This is a genomic window from Cedecea davisae, from assembly GCF_044095835.1.
Classification (GTDB): Bacteria; Pseudomonadota; Gammaproteobacteria; order Enterobacterales; family Enterobacteriaceae; genus Cedecea; species Cedecea davisae.
Window position 1 is genome coordinate 20,106 of the sequence record NZ_CP172053.1, and the last position, 20,891, is coordinate 40,996.

Below are 20,891 nucleotides of genomic sequence, written 5' to 3' on the forward strand. Positions count from 1 at the left end.
GTGTCGCCTTGCTGTCATGGTGGTGTCGTATACGGTGCCGGACTGATATGCAAGTATCATCGCAGGTATTGCAGATAACGGGAACAATGATGACTGTCGCTGAAAAGGTGAAAGCATATCGTCTGAGAAAGGCATGGTCACAGGAACAACTGGCTGAAGTCGCCTCTCTTTCTGTAAGGACCGTGCAGCGAACTGAAAAAGACCAGAAGCCGAGTCTGGAAACAATCAGTGCGATTGCTTCAGCCTTTGGTGTAAATGTTTCTGATCTCACGGAAGAAACTTACGTTGCCAGTCAGGCTCTTGATGAACACATCAGCGAAGCCAGAATTCAGGTAGCGCAGGAAACCCGGTTTTATCGAGTTCTGGCTACTGCTGTTCTGGTATGTACAGCATTAACGATAATTAACTATCTGTTTACCCCGGAAAGTTACTGGTCCATTGTGGTAGCTGTTATATGGGGAGGACTTGTTATATTCAGGGGGATACGCGTGTTTATCATGCGAGGAAAAATCGCCTTATGGCAACAACGCAGGTTGCAGAAAATTCTTCGGTCAGGAAATAAAAGATCGAATAACAATACCACCGAAAAGTAATCCTGTGCCGATTCACCTGTACTGAAAAAGATTAACTTTCGAAACTGGGAAAAATTATGGATATTGCAGACTTTTTACGAAACACACCCGTCTGGGTATGGATCCTGCTGGCTTTTTTACTGCGACGCGGCTTTGCTGCTCTTTATGACCGGGAGATGACAACCGGGCGGTTGTTTTTTCTCCCGGTGATTTTTCTTGTCTGGGGGACATATGGTGTTATCACTGAAACAGCACTTGCTGGCGCAAGCCTTACAATGATGGCAGTTGGACTGCTCGCAGGTACCGCTCTTGGATACAGGTTGTGGCGCTCACAGCCACCGCTGAGAAATTCAGATAATCCGGGCATGATTATCAGGGCCGGGACGCCGCTGACCCTGGGGCTGATTGTGATTACTTTTTGCATGAAGTTTATACTTACCTCAGCCATTTATCTGCAGCCGGGATTACGGTCATCCGCAAGTTTTTGTATGTTGTTTGGCGGTGTGACGGGACTTGTTGATGGCGTATTCTGGGGGGGGACCCTGAGACTTTTCATACCCTGGTACAGCAAAAAGTGATTAACCGTAACTGCCTGTAATTGAAGCCCTCCGACCCGCTATCAATTGTTGTTGGCTTACGCCAGATTAAAGGGGTTTGGGGAGTAACGGAACAGTAAACGCCGTTAAGCAGTCAATTTAAATGGTCATTTATCTGTTAATCAAAGAGTTATAAATACAGCAGCCCACAGGACTGCTGTCAGCCGGTGATTACGCTACAGCGATCGCCTCAATTTCTATCTTTGCATCCCTGGGCAACCGCGCGACTTCGATACAGGAGCGTGCCGGAAAAGGTGCTCCGTACTTCGTAAAGAAAGCTTCATAAACAACGTTCACAGCGGAAAAATCATTCAGGTCTTTCACAAATACCGTGGTTTTAATGATGTTCGCAACAGTGAGTCCGGCAGCTTCCACTATGGCTCTGACATTCTCCAGGGACTGAAATGTCTGAACTTCTATCGCGGCTGACATCATGCCGGTAAGAGGATCAATCGGTAGCTGCCCGGAGGTCATAACCATTTTTCCCGTGTTCACGCCCTGAACGTAAGGGCCAATCGCCGCAGGGGCATTTTTTGTATTGATAACAGTCATTACACTATATCTCTCTGCAGTTACATAAAGGTGTTTAACAGAACCAGCGAGCCGACCCCGCTGATAACAACCCACACCAGCCCAAACCTGAAGCTAATCAACGTGCAGATAATCGCTGCAATTACCTTGGGGTTGTGAAGATCAAACTCCATATGTGAATTAACACCCAGTATCTGAACGGTAATTATTGCGGGTAGAACTGCTACGGGAACAAAGCGAAGCGTCTTTTTCACGCGTTCACTCATATCCAGCTTTCCGGCTATTCCGATAAAGGAAAACCGGATCAGAAATGTTACTGCTGCCATTCCCAACGTCAGTGCTAAAAAATAGCTGTTACTCATGTCCGGCCTCCTTATTTGCGAGCATAAGCTCCGTACTTGTATTCTCAGCGTTAAGCTTTCTTTCCTCTGCCAGATCCACAGCTAATCCAGCCAGTACGCCCAATAATGAAGCTACGACGATCCCCAGGGACCAGGGCAATACAACCAGTAATACTCCGGATACTGAGGCTACCAGAGCGGCAACCGTACAGGCCTGACTTTTAATCTGTGGCACCACAATAGCGATAAATGCGGCGACCATCGCAAAATCGAGGCCATATTTCTGGATATCCGGGAAAGAAGAACCGATGATTGCTCCCAGGAAATTCGCCAGTACCCAAAATCCCCAGAAAGTCAGCATGACTGAAAAATAGAAAATATACTTATCGCTTTTGTTTTCATCCATTTCTTTGACAGTGGTAGCGTATACTTCATCTGTAAGGGCCCAGGACATAAAACATTTTTTAAAAAAAGGGGCTTCCCTTATTTTTCCGGCCATAGACGCACTGTATAAAACATGGCGAAGGTTTATCACAAAGGTGGTGAAAATAATTACGCCAAGGCTGGCGCCAGTTTTTAGCATATTTAACGCCAGCATTTGTGCTGAACCGGCAATCACAATACATGACCATGCGGTACTCTGCCAGACACTCATTCCCAGGCTTACGCTGAGTGCGCCAACGATAAACGAAAACGGGAAATCGCCAATACACAGGGGCATGACTGTGCTCACCCCTCTTAAAATTATCGCCTTTTTATTCATTATCTTTCTCCTGAACGGGTTTGCGGGCCTGGACTCAACTGTGTGTCAGTGCGGCCTTTTCCGTCATAATGTGGATGATTTCCCTGTCAGTGGCGGGCATGGCTTTAACAACCAGCCGGCTCAGATTATCTATCGTTTGTTCCGCATTCTGACTCACAATCCCGTCATGAGGGCTGACCTGTATTCCCTGCCGGGCCATAAGTACGGACCTGAATGCACTCATCGTGGCGGTGGAAACCTTCATGGCACAACTATTGGATGCTCCGTCGCAGATGATCCCACTGACATCGCTGACCATATTAATGATCGTTGCCTGGATCACACCCAGATCGCGGGTGAACAGCCAGGCCATTCCTGCAGCGGCCCCCATTGCCGCAGTTGAGGCAGCACACAGAGCGGAAAGCCGCGTGTAGCGTGCATGAACAGAAATAGCAACCAGGTGAGATAATGCCAGCGCCCGGATAAGTTCTTCCCGACTGCTTTTCAGCTCATCAGCAAGAACGACTACCGGCATTGTTGCCGCGATCCCCTGGTTACCTGAGCCAAAGTTAGACATGGCCGTCACCGCAGCTCCTCCCATCCTGGCATCTGATGCGGCTACCGTGTTGATCAGTATACGTGACAGAAGGTCATCGCTCATCAGGCCCTGCCTGACGGTGGTAGCCAGTGTACCTGCGATATTCAGCCCATAAGGTCTTTGCTGGCCTTCCTGAGACAACGCAGCATTAAGGCGAGCCGCTTCCAGAATAAACTCAATCTTTTCCAGAGAAACTGTTGTTATAAAATTATATGCATCCTCAATAGAAAAACTTTGCGGAGAAGCTTCAGCGTCCTTATCTTCCGTTTGTGATACCAGAGTCACTGGCTTTTCATTAATATAAAGTTCTTCAATACGGGTATGGCTTTTTTTTATAACCACCCGACAGTTGTTAACGGCCCCTGTTGCGGTAAGGTCGACATGGATAAAGTCGGGGGTATCCTGAGCGGAAATATTAACCCGCGCATTGCTGACCATTTCCTGTGCCTGTTTCGTTTGTACGTCCGTGAGCCCCCTGAGGGTTTCGAGTCCTTTATCCGGATCACCTCCGTACACACCCACCGCAGCTGCTATTGCAACGCCAGTACAACTGGTGCCAGGAATAGTGACCCCCATTGCGTTTTTATAAAGATTTTCAGAAATAAAACCTTTAATGCTGATGCAGGGTTCATTCAGGTATTTGCAGGCTGTGGCGGCAGCAAATGCTATTGCAACCGGTTCTGTACATCCCAGCGCAGGCCTGACTTCTTTTTTAAGCCACTGTAGAAAAACATCATCTTTTAATTCTGACATATTACTCACTCCAGTATTTCAATTAATTCACTGGAGTTATTATGATGGAAAAGTAAGAGAATCTTTTTCCAAAAAACACATAAAGAAGTTGTGGGTTTAGAAAATAATTCTCTTTAAACATAGATGTTTAAATGTAATAAATTATTTCATATGTTATTTTTTTGTCTAAAAAACAGAAAGTTAATCATTAAATATGATGAGTTGATTGATAGGAAGTGATAAGGATCACACTCCCTTAAATAGAAATAATTTCTCTTTACGCTGAGAGTGATTCTCATTCCCGTACTATCGGGATATGCAATTTTGGAAAAAAAGCGCATAAACGGTCATTTTAAGTAGCCAAAAAGTATCAGGCCAAGTTACATCGCAGATTGCCATTTTTAGCTACCTCTTTCACGATAGCCAAATTAACTATACTCATTTTGTCTGTTTGCGGAGAAAACTGGCGCAGTTGATCCCAACACCTTGATTTACCTGTTATTGACCATTCAATTTAACCGCTTAACCGTCTTTTTGGTTACACTACTCCCCAAACCCCAATTACGTCTGGCGTTCCTGCATCGGCGAGTTGTCTGAACAGAACGATCTGTTCCGGCTGACCTATGCGCTGGAAACAGCAAAAGATATGCACTGGAACTACCGTATCCTGAGTGATCGGGAATGGTCCGACCGGAACGCCGTGGCGATCAGTGCGGGCGTCAATAGCATTTATCTCTCACGGGCCAATTTCGATGTCGTTTTGACGGCAGCGGTCGACAGATAAATCCGCTAACAGCGCGTCTGACGGGAAACGTAGCAGGAGTTATTAAGCTGTTTAATCGCTGTGGCTGGCTGGCGGAGCTTGATTCTGGTGCCTCCCTGCCCCACCAGTTTATTCTGATGGCCAGACAGGGAGTAACAGGAAAGGATTAGTGGCGGATCTGCGCCAGGTCGTCCTCAGACAGTCCGGTCATTTTCATGACGGTATTGCGGGCGATACCGTTTTCCAGCATGGTACGGGCAACTTCGAGTTTACCTTCCTGTTTGCCTTCATTGCGGCCTTTTTCAATACCGCGTTGCTCACCGAGCTGAATCCCCTTCTCAATGCCCTTTTGTTCGAGCTGTTGTGCGATGGTCATGAGTGCGTCTCCGTGTTGCGGCACACGCTGTGCCAGTTCGCGTACAAAGGCTTCGGCGTCCGATGTTTCGCCTGCCTGCACTATGTAGTGTACCAGCGATATTACCTGTGATGAAGACAGATATCCGGCCAGCAGGATGGGCGCCAGCTGGTCAACGAGTTCTGCCAGGTCCCGCTGGTGAATATGCTTTTGCAGTAAAGTTAGTGCGGCCATACTGCGATGGCCAGCGATTTCATCATCCGGAATGATCGTAACGTCTACCAGTGGGAAAGCGCTGCTGTAGAGTTTGCCTGCCAGCTCGGGAGCGTCAAATTCATCCAGCCAACGAGTAGAGTACGGATACGGGCTACGCTTACCCGTATAGAACAGCACCGGTATCACCAGGGGCAGTTTTTTATGTCCTGCCTCCAGATGGCGTTGCATGGCGGCCACCGCATAGCGTATCAGGCGGAAAGCCATATGTTTGTCTGGCGTAGACTGGTGCTCGACCAGAACATGAATATATCCGTCGCCGGCTGTGGTTTTCAGGCTGTAGAGGATGTCGCTGAAATACTGGCGGAGATCATCCTCAACGAACGAGCCGGATTCCAGCTTCAGCGTGCTGAGATCGCAGATGGCACGCAGTTCTGCCGGCAGATGCAGCTCCATAAAATCCCGGGCAATATCCGGTTGCGTCAGGAACTGCCTGAACGTGGCATCGTGAGGAGTGGGGGTGCTGTTTTTCTTCTTCATCGGCCCTGGCTCTGAAAAATGACCCGGAGATGTTATCACAGCCCGGAAAAAGCTAATATTGGCGGTGAACGGAATTGCCATTCCTTCAGGGGACTGTGCCGGGTGGTTCGGTCCCCTTCTTTACCCTTCTTCTTTGTTGCAGACGCGAATTACTGTCATTTTAGATACCCCCGCCAGTCGGGCAGTTTCGCGAAGTGATTTTCCATGAACCAGGCGCAGAGTGCGTATCAGTTCATGTTTATGCACATCGGCCACCCTGCCCCGGTATCTGCCCTCCGCTTTTGCCTTGCTAATACCTTCAGCCTGGCGGCGTCGCCGGTCCTCGTAGTCTTTTCGGGCAATAGCGGCAAGCATATCCAGCATCATGCCATTTACGGCCTTAAGCATACTTCGGGTAAAGTCATCATTTATTGTGCTGGATAGAGCCAGGTGGCTGGTCGGTAGATCAAGACTGACGATGGCCAGCTGCTTGTCAGTGATTTGCTTTCTGAGCGTCTCCCAGCCTGCATCATCCAGGCGGGTAAGCCTGTCGACCTGCTCAATGAGAATGACATCACCAGGTTCCGCATCCCCAAGAAGCCTGATCAGTTCAGGACGGTTCATTGTCGTACCGGAAACATTATCGATATACCAGCCCGCGATACGGTGGCCATGCTGGTTTGCAAAAGACTTCAGTGCATTTTTTGCCCGGCTGGCATCCTGCTCTGAAGTGGATGCCCGGAGGTAACCAAAAACGAACATTATTTGTCCTTCTGGTAACATTTAAGTGGTCTTGCGTAATATGGTATCACTTATGTGGTCACAATAATATCCGTCGGTATCTTTACTGGTGGTATATATAAAGCATACCCCAATGTGACAGGCTGACGTGCCCTGCGGGCTTGTCCAACCCCTCCCCTATTCAGAAACGAGTTCTGAACAGAGTCACGGTTGTTCTTTAGTACAGTCTCAGTCGTCTTTTTGATCTACGTTATAGCTAGATTTGAATGTACAATAATTTAGTGTCGTATCATTTTATTTTGTACGTTCTTATTTGTTGTGTACAATAGCGTGAGCTTTTACGCCATCAATGTGCAAGGATTCCATCTTGAGGGGACAATAATGAAACGCGATTACGGTAGTGTGGGTACTATAGCTCTCAGAGCAAGCGCTTTACTTCAGGCTATGAGTAGGGATATTGAGGAACAAAGGAAAGAATTTAATCTTACAGAGTATCATCAGACATATACTCGTAACGCTGTCGCAAAACTGCCAAAGCTGAGCCGGCGTATCGTAGAGCTGGCCATGAAAGAAATGGAAGAAAACGGCTATATATTTAATAAAAAGCAGATTGGTAACGTCGAACAATATGCTCTGACGATAAAGAATGTTATCGATATCTACGCCCACCGACACATACCTAAATATCGCGATATCCATAAAGAACCCTACGTGATTTTTGTTGTAAACCTTAAAGGTGGTGTATCAAAAACAGTCAGTACAGTTACGCTTGCACATGCGTTGCGTGTACATCAGGACCTGCTGCGGCATGATCTTCGCATCCTTGTAATAGACCTCGACCCACAGGCCTCCAGTACCATGTTCCTGGATCACACCCATAGCATTGGTACGGTCCTTGAAACAGCTGCTCAGGCAATGCTGAATGACCTCGATACCGAAACATTGCGAGAAGCTGTTATTCGCCCCACCATTATTCCTGGCGTTGATGTCATCCCTGCTTCTATTGATGACGGCTTCGTGGCGAGTCAGTGGGAGTCTCTGGTTGCAGAACATTTGCCGGGTCTTAAACCTTCAGAAGTGCTCAGGAAAACAATCATCGACCGTATCGCAGGGGACTATGATTTTGTATTCATTGATACCGGCCCCCATCTTGATCCGTTCCTTTTGAATGGCCTGGCGGCGAGTGATTTGCTTCTGACCCCTACCCCACCGGCGCAGGTTGATTTCCATTCAACCCTTAAATACCTGACGCGTTTGCCTGAAATGCTGGAGCGTCTTGAAGAAGAAGGTGTAGAACCACGCCTGAGTGCGAGTATCGGTTTCATGTCCAAAATGACTAATAAACGCGATCACGAAACTTCGCATAGCCTGGCCCGCGAAGTGTATGCAAGTAATATTCTGGACTCGTCGCTGCCACGTTTGGATGGATTCGAACGATGTGGTGAATCTTTTGACACGATCATTAGTGCTAACCCTGTTTCATACCCAGGTAGTACTGAAGCGCTGAAAAAGGCACGTACTGAAGCAGAACGGTTTACGAAAGCTGTTTTTGACCGCATTGAATACATCCGGGGAGCATCTAAGTGAAAAAGGTTTTAGCTCGTGGCCGAGTTCTCGGTAATAGCAATTCAGAGTTCGCCCGTATGCTTGAAGGTGACGGAGATGTCAAAACGTTCACACTCAAATCTGGCAAGCAGGCCAAATTTGTCAAAACGGTTGTATTAAGCGGTGAGATTGAATCAAAGACGTTCGTTGATACATCAGTCAATGGACGGGATCAGGCGATGCTTACGCGCGAGTCTGTAAGTGATATTTCCCGGACGATAAGGCTGCAGCAATTCTTCCCGGCTATTGGACGCGAAGTAAATGGAAGAATTGAGATATTAGATGGGACCCGACGTCGTGCCGCCTGCATCTTTAATAACGTTAAATTCGAAATTCTGGTAACCAAAGATGATATATCACTCACTGATGCACGGCAGCTGGCGAAAGATATCCAGACAGCAAGAGAACATAGTCTTCGCGAGCTGGGAAAACGGCTAGAAGTCACCTATGGAGCTAGCATGACGAAAGAAGAGATTGCGTTGAAAGAAAATCTCTCTCCGGCGAAAGTGACACGTGCGTTCCAGGCCGCAGCAGTGCCTGATGAAATGATTGCAGTATTCCCGGTGATAAATGATATTTCGTTGTCGGATTATCAATTTCTACTGAAACTGGCTGAAGAAGCAAACAACAAGCAAACATCGGTAACAGAACTGATGGAAAAAGTTCAGTATCGGTTGAAGACCATGCCAGATTATCCGGCAATTGATAAAAGCAAAATTCTTGCGGTTATCCGGTCGGAGAGCAAATTGCTGACAGCCCTCCCAACTAGAACGATTCAAACAGAGAAGCTGAGAGAATTTGCAGATCGTAATCAGTTTGCCAGAAAGAAAACTGATCCAAAGAAGCGACTTGTTGTTTATGAGTTTTCCCGTATTTCCGCTGAGGCACAGTCGGAGATTGATGAGGCAATAAAACGTATTCTGGAAAGACTTCCAGAGTCAGGTGAGTAAGGGACAAGGATGCCGAAAAGCATCCTTTTTTTGTATGTTTTTCACCACGCCAATTTCATGCTTATTGATTTGATTGTAAAGGGAAATTTGAAATTCTTTCACACTGAAATCACCACGCTTTTCCCAGACATGAATATCCATGTATCTCATCTGTTCCTGCTTATGTAATTTACTTTCTGCATTTACACTGCGTTGCCATGCACTCGCTTTCAGGAAATCAGTATAATAGCCCCTAAATTATCTTCTCGGAGTGAATGGACATGGCTATTGCAGGTTGCGATTTACCAACTTTTGCCACCCGGCTCAATGAAGTGCTTACTCTCAGTGTGCCAGTGCGTACACCTGAAAAACTTTTTGGGCGGGATAAGCAGTTGGAGACGATACAACTGGCACTTCATTCACCGGGCCGACATGTGTTCATTTATGGCGATCGCGGAGTAGGTAAGACCTCCCTCGCCCACACAGCCGCTTCGCTTATCCAGTCTTCGGATAACCGTCCTATTACCGTCAGTTGTGACCATGACTCGACCCTGGAAACAGTCATCGAATCGGTTATTAGCCAAGGAATGATGCGCATGCCGGTAGATCGGTACAAAACGTCTGCAACTTTTGGTCTCAATATTCCTGTTTTAAAAGCCGAAGCCCGAGTTGAAGAGCGTGAAACTTCTCGCGTTCGTTCAGTCGTTAATATGGCCAGTGCTGTTGAAGCCCTGAACTATCTGACGGAACGCTATTCGGAGAACACGGTTATTGTTATTGATGAATTTGACCTGATCCGTAGCGAGGAGCAGCGTGCCCGCTTTGGTGTTTTGCTCAAGCAGTTAAGCGATGGGGATGTACCCGTTCGTATCATCTTCACCGGGATTGGGCAGTCGGTATCCGATTTGATTGGTGGACATCTGTCCAGTCAGAGACAGATTGAACAGGTTGATCTTGAACGTCTACACTGGACAGGTCGTCAGCGTATCGTTGAAAGTGCATTTAGATATTTTGATATTAATATCCCTGATGATATCGCAGACCGTATATGCGCGTTGAGTGATGGATTTCCCTATTATGTCCATCTCATGTGCAGCAAGCTCCTTCATGAGTGTTACATGGCGGATGAAGTCGTTAGCACAGTTACACGTGATCTATTTCTAGCTTCGCTCGATGCGGCTGTATTGTCTGCTGAGGAAACGCTCAGATCATGTTATGAGGCAGCTACCTGCCGAGATGAGCACATGCATCACATTCTTTGGGCGATGGCTGAAGGTGCAGACCTCAACAGAATGAAAGACCACATCATTACCTCCTATATCCAGGTGATGAAGTATCTCGACATTGAACCTCTGACGCAGAAGAACTTCGACAGTCGTTTTGCTCGGCTTCGTAAAGAAAATCACGGATCAATTCTGTGCCATGCGCTTGTCGGGAAGGATGGTGTCCGGCCTGGATGGTTTCGGTTCAGGGAAAACATGATCAGAGGCTTTGTCAGAATGCAGGCAGAGAAGTGCGGAATAGTTTTGGATTTTGATCGGCAATATAGCGCCCATACAGCAAGTACCAGAACAGCTGCAGTTAGAGGGGTATACAATCCTCTCAGCACGGTGGAACGCAGCGTAGCTCGCCTCAGACGTGATGATGAAAAGGAAGCTGAAGAAAACGGATAACGTATCTGTAAATGAATGGAATACCCGCGAATTATATATGCAATACTCGGGTATTCAGCGTTTGCATCATGTCGAGTTACCCGTATAGCGGAGTCTTGCTCTTCTCTTGTTTCTTGATCAGGCAATTACTCAATTTCCGAGGCTAACATCTTAATGCTGTTTTAATGTCGGGGGATGCTGCTGACATCTTCTTCAGGCTGTGGGGCATGACCAGGCGCATTGAACGTGATAGTGATGATCTTTCTGGCCAGCCCCTCCTCTGAAAGGGCATCATCCACACTGACATCACGAATCAGTGGACTTTCCTCTTCTATATGTTGGGCAATATCCCGCAGCCACTCTGCCAGCATTTCTCTGTCCATCTTTCTCCGCTCCGGTTTTTTACAGTCAGCATCAACATACCACACCAGGAAAAGTGAAGTCTTCGTGGATGGTTAAAAGATAACCATCCTTGTCAGGCGTGCTGTCATCGGTGCTGGTAGCGACCTGCGCGGAATACCCTCATTTTATACACAGGATTGCCCACCGAAATTGTGGACAGCAACGATGAAAATACGATGTCGCTGCGCTCCTCATTCATACCGCTCTGCTGTGAACGCCGTGCCGCTACTGTAGCCGGGCCGCTGTGCAGAAAAGGGAGGCTTCGCCACCATCCTCACCCGGTCGCAGTGATTTCAAAATGCATTTTCCGCTGTCTTCCCGTCGTTCTCCGGCTCAATTTTCGCCGTCAAACCGTCCAGTCAGCGTCTGCTTTTATCTGCGCTGCGGCTTGCGGTGGTGCCCTTGTCTGCTCCGCTTTTCGCCCGGCTGTCGTATCGGCACGGCGTAACTGGTGCCGCATTTGAATAAGGAGAATGATTATGTCCCGTCTGATTTTGGGTGACTGTGTGCAGGTAATGACTGGCATTCCTGAGAAGGCTGTCGATTTCATACTGACTGACCCGCCATACCTCGTTGGTTTTCGTGACCGTCAGGGCCGCACCATTGCCGGTGATAAAACGGATGAATGGCTGCAACCTGCCTGTCATGAGATGTACCGCGTGCTGAAAAAAGACGCGCTGATGGTGAGTTTCTACGGCTGGAACCGTGTCGATCGTTTTATGGCTGCCTGGAAAAATGCGGGATTCAGCGTTGTCGGCCACCTGGTGTTTACCAAAACGTACTCGTCCAAATCGGCTTATGTCGGCTACCGCCATGAATGCGCCTATATCCTGGCAAAAGGCCGTCCACGTCTGCCGCAAAACCCGCTTCCGGACGTACTGGGCTGGAAATACAGCGGCAACCGGCACCACCCGACCGAAAAACCCGTAACCAGCCTGCAACCGCTGATTGAGTCCTTCACACATCCCGGCGCGATTGTGCTCGATCCGTTTGCCGGCAGTGGCTCCACCTGCGTGGCTGCCCTCCAGTCTGGCCGTCGCTACATCGGTATCGAACTGCTGGAGCAGTACCACCGGGCCGGGCAGCAGCGTCTGGCCGCCGTCCGGCGCGCCATGCAGTACCCGGCCGCTAACGACGACCTGCCGGAGGCCGCGTAATGAATTATCAGGGACATGAACAACTGCGTGACGACCTGGCCGCGCTTTCCAGCACCATGAGCGACCTGCGCCTGCATATCCGGGCGCTGGAAGTAAAGTATCACGACGGATGCCCCGGGCTGGTTGATGCGCTGGCCGCTGATTTCCTGCGTAATCTCAACGCGGAGTATCTGACCGTTTACCTGCGCGTGCTGGCGTTCAGCGACTGTTTTCACGACTGACTGCGACCGGGCGGTGTTCCGCCCGGCCTTCTTACCCGATTTTGAGGAGATTACCCATGTATGGAACCCGGGAAGCGCTTTGTGAGGAACTGGCGCGGATGTTTACCCACGATGAACCCCTGGCTCTGCTGGTCTGGACGGAGGAGGGGATTCACTCCGCGTGCCGGGAACTGCGACCAACAGACGACGAGATTACGGCCCTGCTGGAAACGGTCGGCAACAGCGACATGAAGGTGTATCGCCGGGAAGGCGTCACGGATGCGTCGGTGTGCGATCTGCTGACCCGCCATCGTGAAGTGGTTAACCGGCAGGTGATGGTCCCGGCGCAGGTGCTTTCGCGCCTGGTGCATGACGCAGAACGCGAGCTGGTTCACCAGGAGGGGCTGGCATGGGAGGCGGGCGGGCCGACACCGGCGCGTATCCGCCAGGGCATAGCGGATGTGGATGTACTCAAAGCGCTGCTGGCCGCGTGAGGGAAAGCCGGGTGAGTCCCGGCTTTTTTCATTTTCGGATGTCGCGCGGCCGCTCCGCTTTTCTGGCTCATCCTCCACGCTGTTCCGGCTTCGCGGTGAGTAACGTCCAGAGCGGTCTGCGGCTTACGCCGTGCCTCTACTCTAGCCCGAACGCTGCAAATGCAAGGGTTCACTGACGTCGATGCTTTCACCCGGTCGCCGTATATTTAATTGCCTGTCGCGGTTCTTCCCGTCGTTATCTCGCTCAATATTCGCTCGCTAACCGTCCAGACCCTCTCCGCTGTTTACCGGCGCTGCGGCTTCATGCATCGCCCCTGCATTTTTCGCTCCCTGTCGGGCTGTCGTGTCGGCACGGCGTAAGCCGGAACTCAGACAACATCGACTATGGAGGATTTTTTTATGCGCACTACGACGACCACACCGGCTGTTTATGTGGGTACGTATCACAAATACAACTGCGGCAGCATTTTCGGCAAATGGTTTGATCTGACGGAGTTTGACGGCAGGGAGGATTTTTACGAGGCCTGTCAGGCGCTGCATGCCGATGAATGGGACGCCGAATTTATGTTCCAGGACCAGGAAGGTATCCCGTCGCAGTTCGTCTCTGAAAGCTCCATTGACTGGGATTTTATCGCCGCTTACAAACGCGCCGAAGACGAGGGCAGGGAGGCCGCTTTTATCGCCTGGGCGGAGTATACCGGCGAGTGTGACTATGACGCGTTTGATGATGCATACCGCGGCGAGGCGGAAAGTGAGGAAGACTATGCGCAGGAGATGGCAGACGATAACGGCCTGCTGAATGAGGTGCCGGAGCCGCTGCGCAGCTACTTCGATTTTGAGGCGTATGCCCGGGATTTGTTCAGCAGCGGCTATGTGTTCCATGACGGTTATGTCTTCAGTAACTGATTTTCCCCGGCAGGCGGTTTAGCCGCCTGTCAGCCCGCGCGCAAAACCCTGGCAGGCTCTGCCTGCCGGCGAAGTACGCCGCGCCTGCGGCGCCGCGTATCTCCGCCAGTGCCTGATGTCCCGGTGGTGTCAGAGTATGAGTATCGATGTGTTGTAGCCGGTCGGCGATATTCCTGTTCTGTTGATAATCTCTGCGTTGTCGTTGCCAATAGTGGCCATACCGATGGCGTACTGGCTGATATCGCTGTCCTGTCGGTTTTCTTCCTGTTGTGTCTGCCTGTGGGCGACTTCCCTGACGGGAACCGGCGCTGTCGTAAACGGAGCCGGTAAACCGTCTCCGCCCTGTCGGGCTTCCATCGCACTGTCGCAGGTTTTACATCACGCTTGCGGCATCCGTCTACGGATGCGCCGCTCTCACCAGCCCGGCGGTAATGCTGCCGGGCCTCTTCGGGGCAACGCCGTTTCGCGCCCGCGCGTTCCGTCGTTGCGGCGGGTTCCTGCTCATTCCCTGCCTGGTTTTTTCACCCTTTTGAGTCCTTTCGCCGGGGCTGAGACAAGCACAGCCGCTGTCAGCTGTCCAGGGTAAATGGCACGCGGTAAACCGCGCCCCGGACATCCGCCATCGCCCGCGCTGGTTTACGCCCCTGCGGCGAACGGCTCTCAAACGGGTGAAGGTAACAACCAGCGGGGGCGTTCAGCAGGTCCCCGCAAAACGTCAAAACCGCGGCCCCGGCAACTCAACGGGTGAGGGTTTTTTAAAAGCAAAACAGGTTCAGAAGGAGGAGAAACATGAGCGAGGCGCTGGCGGTTTTACCCGACGACACCTTTACCCGCGAACAGGCTGAGGTCGTTGCGGCGCAGTACACCAACGTGGCAATTGAGGACGATCAGGGTTCGCATTTTCGTCTGGTTGTCCGTAAGGACGGTGAAATGGTCTGGCGCACATGGAACTTCGAGCCGGGCGGCACGTACTGGCTCAACCGTTATATCGCAGACTACGGCATCCGTAAGCCGCAGTAAGAAGGTGCCCTGCCGGAGCAGCCACTCCGCAGGGCCGGACAATCATTAATCAGTGAGGTATCAACTATGTCAGTAACCGATGTTAAAGCAAAAGCACCCAAAAAAACCAGCACTAAAAAAATCAAGAAGGCGCAGGAAGATGCCCTGAAAGCCGCCCTTGAGGCCGCCGTCATCGAGTATGTTCCGCTGTCTGCTCTCGTTAAATCCCCGCTGAACGTGCGCACCATTCCGTATTCCGTGGACAGCGTGCGCGGTCTGGCCGACTCCATTGAGGCACTCGGACTGCTGCAGAACCTGATTGTTCACACCCTCGCGGACGGACAATCCGGCGTGGCCGCAGGTGGCCGCCGACTGACTGCCCTGAATCTGCTGGCGCAGGAAGACCGTCTTGCGGCTGATCATACCGTCATGGTGAAGCGCGTCTCAGACGACATTGCGGCCCTCGCCTCGGTTGCTGAGAACGAGCAGCGCGCCGCCATGCATCCCGCCGAGCAAATCGCAGGTTTCCGTACGCTGGCAGGGCAGGGCAAAACTCCCGCACAGATTGGCGACGCCCTCGGCTTCGGCTCCCGCCACGTGCAGCGCATGCTGAAGCTGGCAAACCTCGCCCCCTCCCTGATGGATAAGCTCGCACAGGACGAACTGACCGTTGAGCAGTGTCAGGCGCTCTGTCTCGAGGACGATCCTGCCCGTCAGGTTGAGGTATTTGAAAGCGTGAAGGCCAGCTGGTCGAACGCGCCCGCACACCTGATTAAACGCGCCATTACCGAAACCGAGATGCGCACCGACAACACCAAATTCCGGTTTATCGGGCGCGAAGCGTATGAGGCGGCAGGGGGTTACGTTCGTGAAGATCTGTTCAGCCAGGACGAGGGCGACGGCACGGCAGACAGCGTGCTGGTTGAGCGTCTGGTGCAGGAGAAGCTGGAGCGTATCGCTCTGGACATTCAGCAGCGTGAGGGCTGGGCATGGAGTCGCGGACGCGCAGCCCGCATCTGGTACCACGGCGAAGACGGTAAGGCGTTCGTTCAGCCTGTTGAACCCGATCCGGTGTACACCCCTGAACAACAGCAGCGTCTTGATGCGCTGCGGGAGCAGTACGACACATATGACAGCGTTTGCGACGAGTCGGATGCGATCGAAGCGGACATCCTCGCCATTCAGGAGGCGGCAGAAGTCAGCGCGTGGACTGACGACATGAAGTCAGGCGCGGGGGTGATGGTCAGCCTGTACGAAGGGCAGGTGTACGTCCAGCGCGGTGTGCGCCTGAAAGCGGATATGCCGGAAGAAACCGAAACCAGCAGCGTAACGGTGCCGTTCACCTCGCGCCAGCCTGACGCCGCAGAGGGGATCAGCGTTCCGCTGCTCACTAAAATGACCTCCGAGCGTACGCTGGCAGTCCAGGCGGCGCTGATGCAGCAGCCCGAAAAGGCGGTGGCGCTGATGGTCTGGCGCATGTGTACCTGCGTCTTCTCGGGCTGTCTGACCACGACGCATCCGTTCCGTATCAGCCTGACCGTGTCCCACGGCAGCCTGACGGAGAACGCCCCGTCCGGTAAGGATGGCGCAGCGTTTAACATCCTGATGACCGAACAGGCAAGGCTGAAAGCCCTGCTGCCGGAAGGGTGGGAGAAGGACTTCACCACCTTCTTTGCCCTTGACGGCGGGGTGTTGATGTCGCTGATGGCCTTCTGCACGGCCTGTTCCGTTGACGGGGTACAGACCCGCGATATGGGGCACACCTCCCGCAGTACCCTCGATACTGTCGAGGCGGCAATCGGCTTCCACCTGCGCGACTGGTGGCAGCCGACGAAGGACAACTACTTCGGTAGCCTGAAACATCCGCAGATTGTGGCCTCCCTGAAAGAGGCGGGGCTGACGGGCGCGGCGGGTGACGCGGAGAAGATGAAGAAGGGCGATGCAGCAGCGCATGCGGAGCACTTTATGCAGCACACCCGCTGGGTTCCGGCATGGCTCAAAGGACCAGAGCCAGCGGCTGAATCCGGTGCTGACGACGCGGCTTCAGATACCGACAGCACTGGCAACGACACCACCAACACGGCACACGCCGCCTGATAACGGAGAGCCGCCCTACGGGGCGGCAATAAGGAGATATCCATGCGCACTATTCTGACCCCCGATGTACTGAAAATGATGTCCTGTGATGAGTTTGAGGACTGGCGGGACAGCGGCGAAGACTTCCGCCGTGAACTGACCCACGCCGTCATGCGTGACCTGTCCTGCCCTGAAAACTGGGATGTGAACGGCGAGTACCGCAGCGAGTTCGGCGGGTTCTTCCCCGTGCAGGTGCGCTTTACGCCCCCGCACGGCAACTACCATATTGCCGTGTGCAGTCCAGGTGCCATCAGTCCGGCGTGGATGGTGGTGTTCGTTCCCGCCAGCGGCCGCCCGTTCTCCGTCATTCGTACCCTGAGCGGCTACCAGCCGGAGCTTGTCAGCCACACCGTCAGCCTGACGGCGCGTCTCGATGCGGACGGATACAGTCAGGCCAGCATCATCAGTATTCTGGCAGCGGAGGGCGCGGCATGATACCTGCAAACCTGTCACTGGTTCCCTTCAGCCCTGAGCGACGCGCCGCGATGGAGGCTATCGCTGAGGTTGAACGCCGGCGGTCGCGCGGCGCGGTGTCCACGATGTATCCGTATGCCAGCGCCTTTTTCCGGCGACTCACGGGCAGCACGCGCATCACTATCAGGGAAATTCATCATTTTGCGCCGGTGCTGACGGCGCGGGAGCTGCGGGGAAGCAGGGACAGCTGGCTCAGTGCCATCGATGCCCTGATTGAAAGTCGCGGGACGCGTTGCTGGCTTCCACTTCCTGTCGGTGCCGGACAGCACCTCTTTCCGGAGGTGGTCTTTCAGCAGACCGAGCGGGTTCGCTGTCAGGACGCCCTGCGGGATGAAAAATACACCCGCCAGCGGCACAAAGAACGGTGTCAGCGTGAGCGGGCGTACCAGGCGCTGGTGGGGCAGGCGGAGATTGAGCTGGCATTCCATACGCCTGAAACGGTCGGCAGCTGGAGCGCGCGCTGGTCGGGGACTGAACTGCGCCAGTACGACCTTGAGGAGATGTTCTGGCGCTGGAGCGAGCGTTTCCCGTCACTGGCGTCGATGGAACGCTGGATGATGGAGAGCCAGCCTTTCTGGACGGTGATGGCTGAAACGGGTGCGCTGGCGCGGGAAAGTCCGGGATCTGTCAGGCAGCTGGAGCGCTGGATGGTACCTAACAAGCTGACAGCACGGAGCCGGGTATGAAGTGGCGTTACTCACTGCGCTTGAAGCGTCCCGGTCCCTGTCCCGGTGAGCCTGAGCTGGCGTCAGAAGTGGTGGAGGCAGGGAAGCCAGCCCCTGAGTCCGTGATGTCACTGTGGGTGGCAGGAGCCGGATATGCTGTCTGCGTTGATTTTCTGTATGAACGGCCGATCAGGCGCTGGAGCGATGAGCGAAAGGCGGCAACCCGTCGACGGAATCTGGCGCGTCGTGTTAACAGGATCGCGCCCCTGTTTGCTGATGAACTCATCGGGCGGGAACTGACGGCGCGACCGGATTATTTTCGGGGAAAGTCGCCTCACTGAGTCTGATATCATATCCTGCCAGAATACGGTCGGCAGGGTGCTTAAAAGGGATAATTTAGAGATGAGATACTGGATACTGGTCGCGCTGTTAAATGGCCTGTTTACGCTGGTCATACATTACGCGGCGCCGGAGATGTTCGGAAGCACGGCGTATTATGCCGGGGTGGCAATCTGTGCCCTGATTGCGCTGGTTATCACCTGGCGCGATCCGCCTGGTATGCTGGACAACGTGCTCTTGTTTCTCCTTAAGTGGGGAATTGTGGCTTCAGGTCTGGCGTTTTTTATCTGGGGTATCGGATACAAGCTGGAATTCTGGGGAGATCATAACCCCGATGAAATTTTCAGCAGCCCGTTCGACACCATCTTGCCGAATCTGGCGGTGCTGTGCGGTGCTTTGATTCTGGTCAGTGGCTGGGTGTTCTGGAGGCGAAGGTAACAAAGAATACGCCTGCGTGAGGGCAGGAAAGTAAAAAGAGCGGTTATGCCTGCGGTATAGCAGCTCTTTTTTATGCCCCTTACGCTTTGTAATACCCTGCTGTGAATCTCCTCGGAAGAACGGACGCTGCGAATTATGGTGGCAGTTGTCTGTATCATCTTTTCAAATTTGCCTGTTGTCGGACGGGGTCACTGGCCATGACTGCGGGCGACTTCCCTGACGGGAACCGGGGCTGTCGTAAACGGAGCCGGTAAACCGTCTCCGCCCTGACGGGCTTCCATCCCACTGTCGCAACGTCAACACCGGCTCGCAGTGACCGTTCCGGTCACGCCGCTTTCACCATGCCGGCGATAAAGCCGCCGGCACTCAGGTGACGCCACGTCGTTCCGCCGTGTCGGGTGTGTTCATCCTCTTCTCATACCTCTGGTGAGCCATCTCGCGTCCGTTCCCGGGCGGAGGGCTGGTCGTAGCACCGTCGCGTCGTCATCCGAAGGGTGAAATGAACTCCGCCAAAACTTTTTGCGAAGGACCGCAAAAACTTTTGTCTCCGCCCTTCTCCTGTCGCCCCGCCGTTGCTCCTTTGCCCTTTGCCGCCAGGGAACTCACCGAGAGATGGATTAACCACCAGACAGGAGGAAAAGCAGGATGAACACACACAACGTCAACGTCAAAACCGCCACCAAAGAATCTTCCGAAAGATGGGAGAAAAAAATGTACCGGCGAACTGATGGGTTGATATGGATGGAGCCAGTTCTAATTAAGAGTGGCACATTGCCTCCGTTGCGTGGTCTGGATATCCGTATCCTGTTTGCAAAAGCAAAAGTAATGCGGGTTATTGACAGTATCAAAGCTGAACGGGAAATAGAGGATGTCCTGGAGGGGGCGTATTTCTTGGGTTTTCTGGATAGCTGCGCCGCGAAACAAACTCCGCCCCTCATATTTGCGGATGAGCCGGAATTACTGGCAGCCTGGGAAGAAGGCTTCCACTCTCACAATACCTGAAAGGTTCGTCCCCCTTATTTCAGGCTGAATTGGAAACCTGTTAATCAGTATGACCCACGGCGGCAGGGGATGCCGCCAGCGACAACGGAGAACCGCCGTGACCAGTCCAAAGGGCACATTCAGCTTCGATGCATGGGAGAAAAGCGCGTTATGCGAGCTTGATAGCCTGCAAAACCACGTCTGCAAAGACTTTATGAAATACCAGAGCAATACAGATAAAACGGCGTTGGGCGAGTCTGCAACCCGCTATATGGGTGAACTCAGAACCTCTGTCACGCGCATCCTGAAAGCCACGCCAGCCATTCAGCAGAAAGTCGACGAGATTGCCGACATGCTGCACCTGATGGCGCATTTTTCCGGCATCACGTTCGACGAATAACCACCACGGCGAAATATCAACGCCATTAACCAGAAGGAGATAAACCATGCACTTAAATCTGACCGAATCCTGCGCCGAAGCGGGTATTTATGCGACCAGTGAGGCCGAACGTGCGTACTGGCTGAGCCGCGAAAAGTCATATCTGACCGCGCCCGTCGAAATCGACGTGCACGCCTTCCATGATGCGCTGGGGCTGATGTACCCGATGAACTGGCGCAGCAGTCAGAACGGCGAGTATGAAACCTTCATGCTGGCGGAAATGGTCTGCGGCAATGTGACCGAAATCTACGCGCGGATCGGTATCCGTTATTACCGGATGCGTGACTACAGCAACCTTGACCACGCGGAGATTCTGGCACGCGTTAAGGAGGGAGTGCAGCGCCAGAAATGAGAAAAGCAGGCTTTCGCCTG

At 52.4% G+C, this 20,891-nt stretch carries 28 protein-coding genes and 1 pseudogene; 19 read left to right on the forward strand and 10 right to left on the reverse strand.

Translation table 11 applies throughout. The annotated features are described in order from the left end of the window. The first annotated feature begins 89 nt into the window (after positions 1–89). Positions 90–593 (forward strand): helix-turn-helix domain-containing protein, encoded by a 504-nt coding sequence (locus ACG1VR_RS00100; RefSeq protein ID WP_395488864.1) that lies wholly within the window; start codon positions 90–92, stop codon positions 591–593. A 56-nt stretch (positions 594–649) separates the two neighbouring features. Next, complete coding sequence (locus tag ACG1VR_RS00105; RefSeq protein WP_395488847.1) at positions 650–1,150, forward strand: DUF6622 family protein; 501 nt, start codon at positions 650–652, stop codon at positions 1,148–1,150. Between the two features lie 189 nt (positions 1,151–1,339). Here ACG1VR_RS00105 and ACG1VR_RS00110 read toward each other — a convergent pair whose 3' ends face one another. The 4 genes from ACG1VR_RS00110 to ACG1VR_RS00125 are packed head-to-tail and all read right to left on the reverse strand — an operon-like array spanning position 1,340 to position 4,133. Then, the gene (locus ACG1VR_RS00110; protein WP_395488848.1) at positions 1,340–1,720 is read right to left on the reverse strand and encodes a RidA family protein; all 381 of its coding nucleotides are present in this window, start codon (positions 1,718–1,720) and stop codon (positions 1,340–1,342) included. A gap of 20 nt (positions 1,721–1,740) precedes the next feature. After that, a complete protein-coding gene (locus ACG1VR_RS00115) occupies positions 1,741–2,061 on the reverse strand; it encodes an AzlD domain-containing protein (protein WP_395488849.1) in 321 nt (106 codons plus the stop codon). Next, positions 2,054–2,803, reverse strand: a complete 750-nt coding sequence (locus tag ACG1VR_RS00120) for an AzlC family ABC transporter permease (RefSeq protein WP_395488850.1) — start codon at positions 2,801–2,803, stop codon at positions 2,054–2,056. Before ACG1VR_RS00120 ends, ACG1VR_RS00115 begins: the two co-directional genes overlap by 8 nt. Before the next feature lie 34 nt (positions 2,804–2,837). After that, positions 2,838–4,133: a serine dehydratase subunit alpha family protein gene (locus ACG1VR_RS00125; protein WP_395488851.1), complete on the reverse strand. Its 1,296-nt coding sequence runs from the start codon at positions 4,131–4,133 to the stop codon at positions 2,838–2,840. A gap of 538 nt (positions 4,134–4,671) precedes the next feature. On the opposite strand from ACG1VR_RS00125, the pseudogene ACG1VR_RS00130 reads away from it, so the two are divergent. Beyond that, positions 4,672–5,045, forward strand: a pseudogene (locus ACG1VR_RS00130) (hypothetical protein); the annotation flags it as partial. Here ACG1VR_RS00130 and ACG1VR_RS00135 read toward each other — a convergent pair. Together ACG1VR_RS00135 and ACG1VR_RS00140 are read right to left on the reverse strand one after the other, a co-directional pair. Beyond that, positions 5,042–5,983, reverse strand: a complete 942-nt coding sequence (locus tag ACG1VR_RS00135; RefSeq protein ID WP_395488852.1) for an Rpn family recombination-promoting nuclease/putative transposase — start codon at positions 5,981–5,983, stop codon at positions 5,042–5,044. The pseudogene ACG1VR_RS00130 and the gene ACG1VR_RS00135 sit on opposite strands and share 4 nt — an antisense overlap. Positions 5,984–6,103: 120 nt before the next feature. Beyond that, the gene (locus ACG1VR_RS00140) at positions 6,104–6,724 is read right to left on the reverse strand and encodes a recombinase family protein (protein WP_395488853.1); all 621 of its coding nucleotides are present in this window, start codon (positions 6,722–6,724) and stop codon (positions 6,104–6,106) included. A 360-nt stretch (positions 6,725–7,084) separates the two neighbouring features. Here ACG1VR_RS00140 and ACG1VR_RS00145 point away from each other — a divergent pair, with 360 nt between their 5' ends. Beyond that, on the forward strand, positions 7,085–8,290 hold the full coding sequence (locus ACG1VR_RS00145) for an AAA family ATPase (protein ID WP_125366813.1): 1,206 nt from the start codon (positions 7,085–7,087) through the stop codon (positions 8,288–8,290). Further along, entirely contained in the window at positions 8,287–9,258 is a 972-nt protein-coding gene (locus ACG1VR_RS00150) for a ParB family protein (RefSeq protein WP_125366812.1), read from the forward strand. Before ACG1VR_RS00145 ends, ACG1VR_RS00150 begins: the two co-directional genes overlap by 4 nt. Here ACG1VR_RS00150 and ACG1VR_RS00155 read toward each other — a convergent pair. After that, the gene (locus tag ACG1VR_RS00155; protein ID WP_395488854.1) at positions 9,247–9,399 is read right to left on the reverse strand and encodes a hypothetical protein; all 153 of its coding nucleotides are present in this window, start codon (positions 9,397–9,399) and stop codon (positions 9,247–9,249) included. The two genes, ACG1VR_RS00150 and ACG1VR_RS00155, sit on opposite strands and share 12 nt — an antisense overlap. A 113-nt stretch (positions 9,400–9,512) precedes the next feature. Here ACG1VR_RS00155 and ACG1VR_RS00160 point away from each other — a divergent pair, with 113 nt between their 5' ends. After that, a complete protein-coding gene (locus tag ACG1VR_RS00160; protein ID WP_395488855.1) occupies positions 9,513–10,910 on the forward strand; it encodes an ATP-binding protein in 1,398 nt (465 codons plus the stop codon). Positions 10,911–11,071: 161 nt separating this feature from the next. Here the strand turns inward: ACG1VR_RS00160 and ACG1VR_RS00165 are convergent, their stop codons facing one another. Beyond that, entirely contained in the window at positions 11,072–11,272 is a 201-nt protein-coding gene (locus tag ACG1VR_RS00165) for a hypothetical protein (protein ID WP_395488856.1), read from the reverse strand. Between the two features lie 498 nt (positions 11,273–11,770). On the opposite strand from ACG1VR_RS00165, the gene ACG1VR_RS00170 reads away from it, so the two are divergent. From ACG1VR_RS00170 to ACG1VR_RS00185, 4 genes are all read left to right on the forward strand, one after another. Continuing rightward, positions 11,771–12,448, forward strand: coding sequence for a DNA methylase (locus tag ACG1VR_RS00170; RefSeq protein WP_261905633.1), 678 nt, complete (start codon positions 11,771–11,773; stop codon positions 12,446–12,448). Continuing rightward, positions 12,448–12,669, forward strand: coding sequence for a hypothetical protein (locus ACG1VR_RS00175; RefSeq protein WP_102750562.1), 222 nt, complete (start codon positions 12,448–12,450; stop codon positions 12,667–12,669). Before ACG1VR_RS00170 ends, ACG1VR_RS00175 begins: the two co-directional genes overlap by 1 nt. Positions 12,670–12,725: 56 nt before the next feature. Continuing rightward, on the forward strand, positions 12,726–13,142 hold the full coding sequence (locus ACG1VR_RS00180; RefSeq protein WP_395488857.1) for a DUF1380 family protein: 417 nt from the start codon (positions 12,726–12,728) through the stop codon (positions 13,140–13,142). Positions 13,143–13,541: 399 nt separating this feature from the next. Further along, the gene (locus ACG1VR_RS00185) at positions 13,542–14,048 is read left to right on the forward strand and encodes an antirestriction protein ArdA (RefSeq protein ID WP_336239730.1); all 507 of its coding nucleotides are present in this window, start codon (positions 13,542–13,544) and stop codon (positions 14,046–14,048) included. Positions 14,049–14,177: 129 nt separating this feature from the next. Here ACG1VR_RS00185 and ACG1VR_RS00190 read toward each other — a convergent pair whose 3' ends face one another. Further along, positions 14,178–14,405: a hypothetical protein gene (locus ACG1VR_RS00190; RefSeq protein ID WP_336239729.1), complete on the reverse strand. Its 228-nt coding sequence runs from the start codon at positions 14,403–14,405 to the stop codon at positions 14,178–14,180. A gap of 212 nt (positions 14,406–14,617) precedes the next feature. Continuing rightward, the gene (locus ACG1VR_RS00195) at positions 14,618–14,767 is read right to left on the reverse strand and encodes a hypothetical protein (RefSeq protein WP_165764090.1); all 150 of its coding nucleotides are present in this window, start codon (positions 14,765–14,767) and stop codon (positions 14,618–14,620) included. Between the two features lie 70 nt (positions 14,768–14,837). Between ACG1VR_RS00195 and ACG1VR_RS00200 the strand changes: the two genes are divergently transcribed. The 9 genes from ACG1VR_RS00200 to ACG1VR_RS00240 all read left to right on the forward strand — a co-directional run bounded on the left by ACG1VR_RS00200 (position 14,838) and on the right by ACG1VR_RS00240 (position 20,871). Then, complete coding sequence (locus tag ACG1VR_RS00200) at positions 14,838–15,068, forward strand: DUF905 domain-containing protein (RefSeq protein ID WP_336239728.1); 231 nt, start codon at positions 14,838–14,840, stop codon at positions 15,066–15,068. Between the two features lie 66 nt (positions 15,069–15,134). Then, positions 15,135–17,144, forward strand: coding sequence for a ParB/RepB/Spo0J family partition protein (locus ACG1VR_RS00205; RefSeq protein WP_395488858.1), 2,010 nt, complete (start codon positions 15,135–15,137; stop codon positions 17,142–17,144). A gap of 42 nt (positions 17,145–17,186) precedes the next feature. Then, a complete protein-coding gene (gene psiB / locus ACG1VR_RS00210; protein WP_395488859.1) occupies positions 17,187–17,618 on the forward strand; it encodes a conjugation system SOS inhibitor PsiB in 432 nt (143 codons plus the stop codon). After that, positions 17,615–18,343, forward strand: a complete 729-nt coding sequence (locus tag ACG1VR_RS00215) for a plasmid SOS inhibition protein A (protein ID WP_395488860.1) — start codon at positions 17,615–17,617, stop codon at positions 18,341–18,343. The genes psiB and ACG1VR_RS00215 overlap by 4 nt, the downstream gene beginning before the upstream one ends. After that, complete coding sequence (locus ACG1VR_RS00220; RefSeq protein WP_395488861.1) at positions 18,340–18,663, forward strand: theronine dehydrogenase; 324 nt, start codon at positions 18,340–18,342, stop codon at positions 18,661–18,663. The genes ACG1VR_RS00215 and ACG1VR_RS00220 overlap by 4 nt, the downstream gene beginning before the upstream one ends. A 61-nt stretch (positions 18,664–18,724) precedes the next feature. Continuing rightward, a complete protein-coding gene (locus ACG1VR_RS00225; protein ID WP_395488807.1) occupies positions 18,725–19,099 on the forward strand; it encodes a hypothetical protein in 375 nt (124 codons plus the stop codon). Positions 19,100–19,744: 645 nt separating this feature from the next. Then, the gene (locus ACG1VR_RS00230; RefSeq protein ID WP_395488808.1) at positions 19,745–20,101 is read left to right on the forward strand and encodes a hypothetical protein; all 357 of its coding nucleotides are present in this window, start codon (positions 19,745–19,747) and stop codon (positions 20,099–20,101) included. A 97-nt stretch (positions 20,102–20,198) separates the two neighbouring features. Then, positions 20,199–20,480 carry a hypothetical protein gene (locus ACG1VR_RS00235; RefSeq protein WP_395488809.1) on the forward strand — a complete coding sequence of 94 codons (282 nt, stop codon included), beginning with the start codon at positions 20,199–20,201 and terminating at the stop codon, positions 20,478–20,480. Between the two features lie 46 nt (positions 20,481–20,526). After that, on the forward strand, positions 20,527–20,871 hold the full coding sequence (locus ACG1VR_RS00240; RefSeq protein WP_395488810.1) for a hypothetical protein: 345 nt from the start codon (positions 20,527–20,529) through the stop codon (positions 20,869–20,871). The last annotated feature ends 20 nt before the right edge of the window (positions 20,872–20,891 follow it).